The organism is Neisseria sp. HMSC70E02 (genome assembly GCF_001838645.1).
Classification (GTDB): Bacteria; Pseudomonadota; Gammaproteobacteria; order Burkholderiales; family Neisseriaceae; genus Neisseria; species Neisseria macacae.
On sequence record NZ_KV838063.1, the window covers coordinates 29,153 to 40,486 of the forward strand.

At 55.3% G+C, this 11,334-nt stretch carries 9 protein-coding genes; 6 read left to right on the forward strand and 3 right to left on the reverse strand.

Going from position 1 to position 11,334, the window contains the following annotated elements; genetic code table 11:
- The first annotated feature begins 1,795 nt into the window (after positions 1–1,795).
- Entirely contained in the window at positions 1,796–3,295 is a 1,500-nt protein-coding gene (gene rmuC, locus HMPREF3277_RS01105; RefSeq protein WP_070869781.1) for a DNA recombination protein RmuC, read from the forward strand.
- A gap of 355 nt (positions 3,296–3,650) precedes the next feature.
- Here the strand turns inward: rmuC and msrAB are convergent, their stop codons facing one another.
- On the reverse strand, positions 3,651–5,219 hold the full coding sequence (gene msrAB / locus HMPREF3277_RS01110) for a bifunctional peptide-methionine (S)-S-oxide reductase MsrA/peptide-methionine (R)-S-oxide reductase MsrB (protein WP_070869782.1): 1,569 nt from the start codon (positions 5,217–5,219) through the stop codon (positions 3,651–3,653).
- 207 nt (positions 5,220–5,426) lie between these two features.
- On the opposite strand from msrAB, the gene aldA reads away from it, so the two are divergent.
- A complete protein-coding gene (aldA, locus tag HMPREF3277_RS01115) occupies positions 5,427–6,869 on the forward strand; it encodes an aldehyde dehydrogenase (RefSeq protein WP_003760973.1) in 1,443 nt (480 codons plus the stop codon).
- Between the two features lie 96 nt (positions 6,870–6,965).
- On the opposite strand, the gene HMPREF3277_RS01120 is transcribed toward aldA, so the two are convergent.
- Both HMPREF3277_RS01120 and HMPREF3277_RS01125 read right to left on the reverse strand, forming a co-directional pair.
- Complete coding sequence (locus HMPREF3277_RS01120) at positions 6,966–7,904, reverse strand: ABC transporter ATP-binding protein (RefSeq protein WP_070869783.1); 939 nt, start codon at positions 7,902–7,904, stop codon at positions 6,966–6,968.
- A gap of 66 nt (positions 7,905–7,970) precedes the next feature.
- A complete protein-coding gene (locus HMPREF3277_RS01125) occupies positions 7,971–8,849 on the reverse strand; it encodes an NUDIX hydrolase (RefSeq protein WP_070869784.1) in 879 nt (292 codons plus the stop codon).
- A 160-nt stretch (positions 8,850–9,009) separates the two neighbouring features.
- Here HMPREF3277_RS01125 and HMPREF3277_RS01130 point away from each other — a divergent pair, with 160 nt between their 5' ends.
- The 4 genes from HMPREF3277_RS01130 to rlmH form a co-directional block, all read left to right on the forward strand.
- On the forward strand, positions 9,010–9,606 hold the full coding sequence (locus HMPREF3277_RS01130; RefSeq protein WP_003764800.1) for a beta-class carbonic anhydrase: 597 nt from the start codon (positions 9,010–9,012) through the stop codon (positions 9,604–9,606).
- 57 nt (positions 9,607–9,663) lie between these two features.
- A complete protein-coding gene (gene nadD, locus HMPREF3277_RS01135; RefSeq protein ID WP_070869785.1) occupies positions 9,664–10,275 on the forward strand; it encodes a nicotinate-nucleotide adenylyltransferase in 612 nt (203 codons plus the stop codon).
- A gap of 67 nt (positions 10,276–10,342) precedes the next feature.
- Positions 10,343–10,729 (forward strand): ribosome silencing factor, encoded by a 387-nt coding sequence (gene rsfS / locus HMPREF3277_RS01140; RefSeq protein WP_003760959.1) that lies wholly within the window; start codon positions 10,343–10,345, stop codon positions 10,727–10,729.
- A gap of 197 nt (positions 10,730–10,926) precedes the next feature.
- A partial coding sequence (rlmH, locus tag HMPREF3277_RS01145; protein WP_070869786.1) for a 23S rRNA (pseudouridine(1915)-N(3))-methyltransferase RlmH occupies positions 10,927–11,334 on the forward strand: 408 nt, incomplete at its 3' end.

Sequence of the window (11,334 nt, forward strand, 5' to 3'; positions counted from 1 at the left end):
AAAAGGTCGTCTGAAACTTTTCAGACGACCTTTGCTTTGACTTCCGACAGCTTGGGGTTTAAAACAGCCCGAGCTTATTTTTTAATCGCGGTACGCATATTGTCGGCGATGTGGGTCGCGCCTGCGGTCAGACCGGACATACCGATCAGCGATGCAGCGGCGAGTTTGATCAATTCTTTCATTTTGAGTCTCTTTCTTGTGTTTGTGTTGCGGATGTTATAGTGGATTAACTTTAAACCAGTACGGCGGTGCCTCACCTTAGCTCAAAGAGAACGATTCTCTAAGGTGCTGAAGCACCAAGTGAATCGGTTCCGTACTATCTGTACTGTCTACGGCTTCGTCGCCTTGTCCTAATTTAAATTTAATCCAATATATCGTCGGGTCGGCTGATTATTTGCCGGCTTCGGCGATGTTTTTGGCGGCGGTCGTCGCGCTGGCGGTCAGACCGGACATGCCAATCAGGGAGGCGGCTGCCAATTTAATTAAGTTTTTCATAGTAATCTCTCTTTCTTTTGTTCCCGCCGCCGAACTGGGCGGTCTGCGGTTCGCGCTTGTGTCGGCATCTGATGCCGGAATCGGTTGAAAGCCGCTCCGCCGCGGGCGGGAAGGTTGTTTGTGGGGGTTTGGGAAGCGTTTAAAATATTTCGTTTGTTTTCAAATTATTTTTTTGCAGCAGTTTCGATATTGCGGGCAACCATAGAGGCTGAAGCGGTAACACCGGCCATACCGATTAAAGAGGCTGCGGCCAAGGTCAATAAATTTTTCATTTCGGGTAATCCTTTTACATATTAATCAAATGTTATTTAACAACATCTGTATTCGTTGCCGACATGTCTGCCATATCGACAGATGTCATGATACCGCCTTAATTGATAAATTATACAGTTTTTTTGTAAAGAAAATAGCGGTATTAATGCTTTAATGTAATTATTTTGATAAATTGTTTTTAGTTTTGAAAATGACACCGATGTCTTGAAGAATGACACCGATGTCTTAGTTACAAGCCGATTACAAATTGTTTATTTTAGAATAGATGCTCTCGGATTTTTTGTTGCCAAATTACATCATTTTAGAAAATTTTTAAATTTTCCTTATATTTTTCAATCAGATAAAAAACAACACTTTTCCGCTTGGTTTTTGGGTTTTTAGCCTCAGACTATAATCACCATTGCCATTTTTTAAATGATCTATCTATTTTTGGCAAAAACAGGTCGTCTGAAACCAAAATCCCTGCCCGACAAACCGGAATCCGCTGTTTTCTTGTGAAATTGCTCAGCAAATCTCTCATCCGGCGCTGCGGCTTATTTCGCTTTGCCCAAAGAGGGCGGTTTTCCAAGCTGTCGGCGGTCAAAGCTCTGTTTGGGCGCGGCGAAACGTGCAAAACCTGTTTTCAGGTTTTCAGACGATCTTTTTGTGTTTATGGGTTGGCAGGGTCGTCTGAAAAGGCTTTCTGTTTCGTCGATGCCGTTTACGCCCCCATCAAATTGATTCGCTACCACTGCTGCGCCCTGCGTTCTGCGAACCGCTGTTCGGCATCGGTTTATCAGTCATTCCGCCTCATCCTATAGTGGATTAAATTTAAATCAGGACAAGGCGCCGAAGCCTGCAGACAGTACAGATAGTACGGCACCGATTCACTTGGTGCTTCAGCACCTTAGAGAATCGTTTTCTTTGAGCTAAGGCGAGGTAACGCCGTACCGGTTTAAAGTTAATCCACTATACTCAAGCGCACAGCGAGCTTGCCCTGCAAACATGCTATATTGCCGTTTTTGCTTTTTCCGTTTTCAGACGACCTATGAATGCCCCGCTCCTCCTGACCGCCGCGCTTGCCTTTTTGTCCGGCGCGCTCATCACTTGGCTGCTCGCCCGCAACAAGGCGCAGACGCAGCAGTTTGCCCTGATGCAATCGCTTGCCGAGTGCCGCCAGCATCTTGAATTTGCCGAACAAAATCAGGCGCAAACCGCATCCGAGCTTGCCGACGCGCGCTATCATGTCCAAGATTTGCAGGGCGAGTTGCAGGAATTGGGCAACCGCTTTGCCGCCGCCGAACGCCAAATCGGCTATCTTCAAGAGCGCGAACAGGAAGCAGGTCGTCTGAAACAAGATTACGCCGAGCTTCAGGAAAACGCGCACAACCTGCACGTCCGCAACGAACGCCTCCACATCCAGCTCGAACAGGAACGCCTCGCCGCCGACGAAAAGCTCAAGCTCCTTGCCGAAGCCCGACAAAGCTTGGGCGACCAGTTCCAAAACCTCGCCAACACCATTTTGGAAGAGAAAAGCCGCCGCTTCACCGAGCAAAACCGCGACCACCTCAGCCAACTGCTGACCCCGCTCAACGAACGCATCCACGGCTTCAGCGAGCTGGTTCAGCAAACCTATGAAAAAGAAGCGCGCGAAAGGCTGACCCTCGAAAACGAACTCAAACGCCTGCAAACCCTCAACACCCAACTGCACAGCGACGCCAAAGCCCTCACCGACGCGCTCACCGGCACGCAAAACAAAACCCAAGGTAACTGGGGCGAGATGATTTTAGAAAGCGTTTTGGAACATTCCGGCCTGCAAAAAGGACGCGAATACACCGTCCAAGCCGCCGCCGTCCGCCAAGAAGAAGACGGCGCGCGCCGCCTCCAGCCCGACGTCCTCGTCAACCTGCCCGAAGGCAAACAAATCGTCATCGACTCCAAAGTCTCGCTAACCGCCTACGTCCGCTACACCCAAGCCGCCGACGCCGAAACCGCCGAGCGCGAACTCGCCGCCCACGTCGCCAGCATCCGCGCCCACATCCGCAGCCTTTCGCAAAAAGACTATACCGACCTCGAAGGCGTGCGCACGCTGGACTTCGTGTTTATGTTCATCCCCGTCGAACCCGCCTACCTGCTCGCCCTGCAACACGATGCCGCCCTGTTCCAAGAATGTTTCGACAAACGCATCATGCCGGTCGGCCCGAGTACGCTGCTCGCCACCCTGCGCACCGTCGCCCACATCTGGCGCAACGAACAGCAAAACCAAAACGCCCTCGCCATCGCGGCAGAAGGCGGCAGGCTTTACGACAAATTCACCGGCTTCGTCCAAACGCTCGAAAGCGTCGGCAAGAACATCGACCAAGCGCAAAGCCAGTTCCAACAAGCCTACAAACAGCTCTCGCAAGGACGCGGCAACCTTGTCAGCCGCGCCGAGAAACTGCGTGCGCTGGGCGTCAAAACCACCAAACGCCTGCAACGCGATTTGGTGGAAACCGCCCAAGAATCGGCTTTGCAGGATAAAGGTTTGCAGGAAGGTGAAGAAGATTGACGGTTTCTTCATCGTCGGGTTTCAGACGACATACCAAAGACAAAAAGGACGCATCATGCGTCCTTTTATAGTGGATTAACTTTAAACCAGGACAAGGCGACAAAGCCGCAGACAGTACAGATAGTACGGCACCGATTCACTTGGTGCTTCAGCACCTTAGAGAATCGTTTTCTTTGAGCTAAGGCGAGGTAACGCCGTACTGGTTTAAAGTTAATCCACTATAATGTTTCAAACCTTATTCGCCAGCAATCCGCGTTTCTAGCTGTCGGCAGAAGAAACAAGGCATCGCGGCGGTAAAAAGGTCGTCTGAAAACTGATTTTTGTTTTTCAGACGACCTTTCGTGTTATCGCGCCTTTATTTCACTTTGCCTTTCAACGCGCCGTAGCCTGCCGCGTCCATTTGTTCCAGCGGGATGAATTTCAGGCTCGCGCCGTTGATGCAGTAGCGCAGGCCGCCTTTGTCTTTGGGGCCGTCGGGGAAGACGTGTCCCAAGTGCGAATCGGCGGCATGGCTGCGCACTTCGGTGCGGCGCATGTTGTAGCTGAAATCGTCGTGTTCGGTAACGGCGGCGGCGTTAATCGGGCGGGTGAAGCTCGGCCAGCCGCAGCCGGAATCGAATTTATCGGCAGAACTGAACAGGGGTTCGCCGCTGACAATGTCCACATAAATGCCGGGTTTGAACAGGTGGTCGTATTCGTGGCTGAAGGCGTATTCGGTCGCGCTTTTTTGGGTAACTTGGTATTGCTCTTCGGTCAGGATGCGTTTGAGTTCGGCATCGCTGGGTTTTTTATACGTTGCCGCGTCGAAGCCTTTGCCTTGCGGGACGGCTTTGGTTTTGCCCGGCAGCGGTTCGTCGGCTTTGCGGATGTCGATGTGGCAGTAGCCGTTGGGGTTTTTAATCAGGTAGTCCTGATGGTATTCCTCAGCGTCGTAGAAGTTTTTCAGCGGCTCGTTTTCAACAACGAGGGGCTGTTGGTATTTTTGCTGCTCGCGTTTGAGGGCGGCGGCGATGACGGCTTTTTCGGCGGGGTCGGTGTAATACACGCCGCTGCGGTATTGCGTGCCGGTGTCGTTGCCTTGTTTGTTGAGGCTGGTCGGGTCAACGACGCGGAAATAGTATTGCAGGATGTCGTCGAGGCTGAGTTTGTCGGCATCGTAGGTGACTTTGACGGTCTCGGCATGACCTGTATCGCGGTAGGACACGTCTTCGTAGCTCGGATTTTTCGTTTTGCCGTTGGCGTAGCCGGATACTGCGTCAACCACGCCATCTATGCGTTGGAAATAGGCCTCCAAGCCCCAAAAGCAGCCGCCGGCGAGGTAGATGGTGCGCGTGTTCATGATTTTTGAATCCTTTTTCTGTGTGTCGGGTTTGTAGAACGCGTTTTTCAGACGACCTAAATCGGCATTCGGGTCGCGGATTAACGCCAATGCCTGCGCTTCGTTGATGCTGCCTTTGACGATGCGCTGCACGTCGCCGTCTTTACCGATTAACGCCCAAGAAGGGTAAACGCTGATATTCAGGCTTTGGGCGATGGTGCCGCCGTTGTCGGTCACGACGGGCAGCTTGGGATAGTTCAAACCGGCATACCATTTTTGAAAGTCGCCGTCTTTTTTCTCGTGCAAAAAGCCGGGGGACGCAACGGTAATCAGGTTGGCGGAGCTGAACCGCTTATCCTGCGCCCATTTTTCGGTCTGCCCCAATTCGGACAAACACAAAGGACACCAGCTCGCCCAGAATTTAATCAGGGTCGGTTTGTCTTTTTTTAAATAAACACTGGCGGGGCGGTTGTCCGCGGTTTTTAAAGTGGACAAAGTGTGCGGCACGGTCGCGGCTTCGGCATCGGCGATTTTGGGCGAACAGGCGCCCAGCGCAAACAGACAGCCGAACTTGGCGCAAAGGGAAAAGAAGGTACGGGGTTTCATCTCTAATGTTTCCTGTGTGGACGGTTTGTATGATTAGACGTTGGGAATGTCCAAACCTTACAGCCTTGCACATAAAAAAGCAAAAGGTCGTCTGAAAATAAACGCCTATATTATTAAATTTGCATTTTCAAACAGCATTTCCATTGCAGCGGCGGCATAAAAGGCATACACTGACTACACACGACTACAACAACAGGAGAACTTGAAATGAAACAATTGGCCATGTACATCAACGGACGCTTTGAAAACGATTTCAACGGCGAATGGCGCGACGTATTGAACCCTTCCACCGAAGAGGCCATCGCCCGCGAACCTAAAGGCGGCAAAGCGGACGTTGACCGCGCCGTAGCGGCGGCGCGTGCGGCGCAACCGGCATGGGAGCGGCTGCCTGCGGTCGAACGCGGCGCGTATTTGCGCAAAATCGCCCAAGGCATACGCGAACGCGCCGACGAGTTGACCGACACCATCGTTGCTGAAGGCGGCAAAACCAAAGACTTGGCGCGCGTGGAAGTCATGTTCACCGCCGACTATCTCGATTACCAAGCCGAATGGGCGCGCCGTTACGAAGGCGAAATCATCCAAAGCGACCGCCCGCGCGAAAACATTTTATTGTTCAAACGTCCGCTGGGCGTCGTGGCAGGCATCCTGCCGTGGAACTTCCCCTTCTTCCTGATTGCCCGCAAAATGGGCCCTGCTTTGGTCACGGGTAACACCATCGTCGTCAAACCCAGCAGCGTGACCCCGATCAACTGCCACATTTTCGCCGAAATCGTCGATGCGGTCGGACTGCCCGCAGGCGTGTTCAACGTGGTGAACGGTCCCGGCGCGGAAATCGGCAATGCCTTGTCCGCCCATCCGCAAGTCGATATGGTCAGCCTGACCGGCTCCGTCGAAGCAGGCCGCCAAGTGATGGAAGCCGCTTCCGCCAACATCACCAAAGTCTCGCTGGAACTCGGCGGCAAAGCCCCCGCCATCGTTTTGAAAGACGCGGATTTGGACTTGGCAGTGAAATCCATCTTGGCTTCGCGCGTCGGCAACACCGGTCAAATCTGCAACTGCGCCGAGCGCGTCTATGTCCACAGCAGCCTGAAAGACGCGTTCATTGAAAAAATGACCGCCGCCATGAAAGGCGTGCGCTACGGCAACCCTGCCGAAGCCGAAGCAGGCGCGCTGGAAATGGGCCCGTTGATTGAAGAGCGCGCCGTCAAAGCCGTTGCCGAAAAAGTGGAACGCGCCGTCAAACAAGGTGCGACGCTGGTCTGCGGCGGCAAACGCGCCGAAGGACGCGGCTATTTCTTCGAGCCGACCCTGCTGACCGACACCGACAACAACATGGACATCATGAAGGAAGAAACCTTCGGCCCCGTCCTGCCTGTTTCCACTTTCGACACGCTCGACCAAGTCATCGCCTTGGCAAACGACTGCGAATTCGGTCTGACCAGCTCCGTGTACACCACCAACCTGAACGAAGCCTTCTACGTCACCCGCCGCCTGCAATTCGGCGAAACCTACATCAACCGCGAAAACTTCGAAGCCATGCAGGGCTTCCACGCGGGCTGGAAAAAATCCGGTATCGGCGGCGCGGACGGCAAACACGGTTTGGAAGAATATCTGCAAACCCAAGTCGTTTATCTGGAAACCAATATTTGATAACGCCTTGATGCGTTGACATAAAAGGTCGTCTGAAAATTTTCAGACGACCTTTTTCTATGTTCGGACGCAACGATTAAGGCGGGACACGAAACATCATCGCGACGGTTCAAACCAGACGATTTGTCCTTTATCGATATGTATCGGCACGGTATCGCCGGCGGGTAGCTGTCCGGCGGGCAGAAGGGTAGTCAGTTCGCCGTATTCGGGGTGGGCGAAGGTCAGGCGCAGGCTGTCTGGCAAGGGCGTGAGGGACAGGATGCGGCAGGGTGTGCCTTGCGGGTCGGGACGGATGGCGTGTGTCGGGATGTGGCGCGCATCGTCGGTGTTGGGCAGCCCGAGCAGGCGGGCGGCTTGGGCGTCGGCGGGGCGGCGGAAGAGTTCGGCGGGTGTGCCGTATTGGAGGATGCGCCCTTCGTGCATGAGGGCGATATGGTCTGCCAGCGCGGCGGCTTCTTCGGGGGAATGGGTTACGAGGATGGCGGGGATGTTTTGACGGCGGATGCTCTCGTTGGTCAGGCGGTAGAGGTTGTGGCGCAGGTGGGTGTCGAGGCTGGAGAAGGCTTCGTCCAAGAGGAGCAGGGACGGTTTGATAATCAGGGCGCGGGCGAGGGCGAGGCGTTGCTGTTCGCCGCCGGAGAGGCTGCCGGGTTTGCGGCGGGCTTCGTTTTCCAAACCGATGTCGCGCAGCGCCTGCATGGTTTGTGCTTCGATTTCGGCTTTGGGTAGGTGGCGCATTTTGAGTCCGAAGCCGACGTTTTCTTGGGCGGTCAGGTGCGGGAACAGGGCGTAGTCTTGAAACATCAGCGAGACGTTGCGTTTTTCGGGCGGGACGGCGGTGATGTCCTGCCCGTCCAGCCAGACTTCGCCGCTGTCGGGCTTGGCGATGCCGGCAATGATTTTGAGCAGGGTGGATTTGCCGCAGCCGGAGCGTCCGAGGACGGCGAGGGTTTCTCCTGCGGAGACGGTCAGGCTGATGTGGTCGGCGACGGTTTTGCTGTCGAAGCGTTTGCAGATGTCGGTAAGTCGGAGCATGGGTTTCAGACGACCTTTTGGGGAATCGTGAAAGGGAAACGGCGGGGTTTTGTTTATTGGTTTCGTTTAGCGGCAAAGGCTGTCCAGCCAAAGGCTTAACGGATGCTGCCTGTCGAGCGCGCCGTAGCGTTTGAGGGCTTCGAGGGTAACGAGCTGGGCATCGTGCATCATGGTTTGGGACAACATGGTTTCGATGAGTTGCGAAACGTTCATCAATTCAAACCCTGCGACTTCGCCGTCTTGGTTTTCGGGGCGGACGGATTCGGGCAGGACGATGTCGAAGATGTGCAGGATTTCGTTGTGGATGCCGCGCGATACGGGGCGCAGGCTGTGGATTCGGGCGGCGGCTCGGAGGTTGCCGAGGGCGGGCGGCATCAGTCCGGCTTCTTCTTCGCTTTCGCGGCAGACGGCTTCAAACGGGGTTTCGCCGCTGGCAATGCCGCCGCCGACGAGGTTGTCGAGTTTGTCGGGATCGACGGCTTTGTGCGGACTGCGGCGGCCTATCCAAAAATGCCAGCGGCCGTCGGTTTGCACCAATCCGTTGAGGTGGACGGCTTGGCTCATGAGTCCGAACGGGCGGAAGGCGGCGCGTTCCAACGCAAAGAGAACCTTGCCCGCGTCGTCGCACACGTCAAACTTTTCGTCGCGCCAGCCGTGCAGCAGTCCGAGGCTTTTCCATTCGTGCGCCAAGTGCTGCAAACTGTCGCCCATCGCCAGCCAGTTGTCCGTTTGCAGGCAGAGGTCGTCTGAAATTTCAGAAAGCCCTTCCTGCCAGTCTTGTTTGATCCGTTCGCGCCAAAACGGATTCAGACGACCCAAAGCCAGCCCGTTCAGATAGAGCGTGCTCCAGTCGTCCGAGGCGCCGTAACTTACCCGCGCCCAATCGTAGAGCGCGTCGTGGGTGCGGCGGTCGAGTGTTTCGGAAAAACAAGGGCGCGAAGACATGGCTGTTCCTCAATCCAATCAATACATAATCATAAAGCGGATTGTATCTGCTCCGCTTCAATTTGCAACCAACTCTATCCATAGCCGGACGGCACACGCTGCAAAGCCAAACCGCCCGAAAACCGCTATAATCGTCCCATTCTGTCGGAGGTCCAACACCATGAGCGAATTGAGCGAAATTCTCGCCTATAACCAAAATTTTGTCGAATCGGGCGAATACGAAAAATATTTCACTGACAAATATCCCGGCCGCGAACTGGCCATCCTGTCCTGCATGGACGCGCGCATCATCGAGCTGCTGCCCGACGCGCTCGGACTGAAAAACGGCGACGCCAAGCTCATCAAAAACGCCGGCGCAGTCGTTACCCATCCTTGGGGTTCCGTCATGCGCAGCCTTTTGGTCGCCGTGTTCGAACTCAAAGTCAAAGAAATCATGGTCATCGCCCACCACGACTGCGGCATGAAGGGGCTGAACGCCGCCGGTTTCCTTGAAAAAGTACACGAAAGCGACATTCCCGACGACCGCATCGAAACCTTGCGCAACGCCGGCATCGACCTCGACAACTGGCTGACCGGTTTCGACAACGTAGAAGACAGCGTCCGCCACACCGTCAAAGTCATCCGCAACCACCCGCTTATGCCCGCCGACATCGCCGTCCACGGACTCGTCATCCACCCGACCACCGGCAAACTCACCCTGGTTGTCGACGGCAGCCCCGAGGCAAAAAGCCTTTCAGACGACCCCGCCAACCCATAAACCCGAAAGGTCGTCTGAAACCCAAACAGAGCGCACACCCCACACCCAAGGACACCCATGAAAAACATCGGACTTTTCGGCGGCACCTTCGACCCCATCCACAACGGCCACCTCCACATCGCCCGCGCCTTCGCCGACGAAATCGGACTCGACACCGTCGTCTTCCTGCCCGCAGGCGACCCCTACCACAAAGACCCGTCCCGCGCCTGTGCCCAAGACCGCCTCATCATGACCGAACTCGCCATCGCCGACGACCCCCGCTTCGCCGCCAGCGACTGCGACATCGTCCGCGACGGCGCGACGTACACCTTCGACACCGTCCAAATCTTCCGCCAGCAATTCCCCGCCGCCCAACTTTGGTGGCTCATGGGCAGCGACAGCCTCATGAAACTGCACACTTGGAAAAAATGGCAGACCCTCGTGCGCCAAACCCACATCGCCGTTGCCATGCGCCAAGGCGACAACCTCAACCAAACCCCGCGCGAACTCCACGCCTGGCTGGGCGAAGCCCTCCAAAACGGCAGCGTCCGCATCCTCAACGCCCCCCTGCACAACACCTCCTCCACCCAAATCCGCCAAACCCTCCAAAGCGGCAGACTTTCAGACGACCTCCCGCCCCAAGTCGCCCGCTACATCCGCGAACACGAACTGTACCAAAGCGGAAAATAGCGTAAATTCATACAGATAAGTTATAATACCGTCCAAACCCCATTTCATTCCCACCATTAGGAAAACAATGAACGAACAAGAACTGCAAGACCTGCAAAAAATGGTCGAAACCGCCGTCGAAGCCCTCGAAGACATCAAAGCCAAAGACATCTCCGTCCTCCAAACCCAAGAAAAAACCTCACTGTTCGCCCGCATGATCATCGCCAGCGGCGACAGCACCCGCCAAGTCAAAGCCCTCGCCAACAACGTCGCCGTCAGCCTCAAAGAAGCCGGCTTCGAAATCCTCAGCACCGAAGGCGACAGCGGCGAATGGACGCTCGTTGACGCAGGCGACCTCGTCGTCCACGTCATGCTGCCCGCCGTCCGCGACTTCTACGACATCGACACCCTCTGGGGCGGCGAAAAACCCAGCTTCCACGCCGGCGCGCAAAAACCCTGGCACGCCGCCGACTAAGCCATCACCCCAAGCCGTCTGTGCATACAGACGGCTTTATTGCGCACACCTGAACCCCCTTTGCCCAAACCGAAGTTTTCAGACGACCCTTTGACCGAACAACCAAAATATCGGATTCAAAAATCCCGTTTCACCATCATTCAAACCAAAAGGTCGTCTGAAAACTTTCAGACGACCCCATCCGACCAAGGAAACCCATGAATATCACCGTCCTCGCCGTCGGCACCAAAATGCCCCGCTGGGTGGACGAAGCCGTCGGCGAATACGCCAAACGCTTCGGACGCGACGTCGCCTACACCCTCAAAGAAATCAAACCCGAAAAACGTGGCGCAGGCGTCAACGCCGCACAAGGCATGGCGGCGGAAGAAAAACGCATCCTCGAAGCCATCCCCCAAGGCGCATTCCTCATCGTCCTCGACGAACGCGGCAAAGCCCCGACCTCCGTCGAGCTGGCGGAACACCTCAAAAGCTGGCAGCAAAACGGCGAACACGTCTGCTTCGTCATCGGCGGCGCCGACGGCATGACCGACCGCCTCAAACAACAAGCCCGCATGATGATGCGCCTCTCCAGCCTCACCCTCCCGCACGGTATGGTGCGCGTCCTG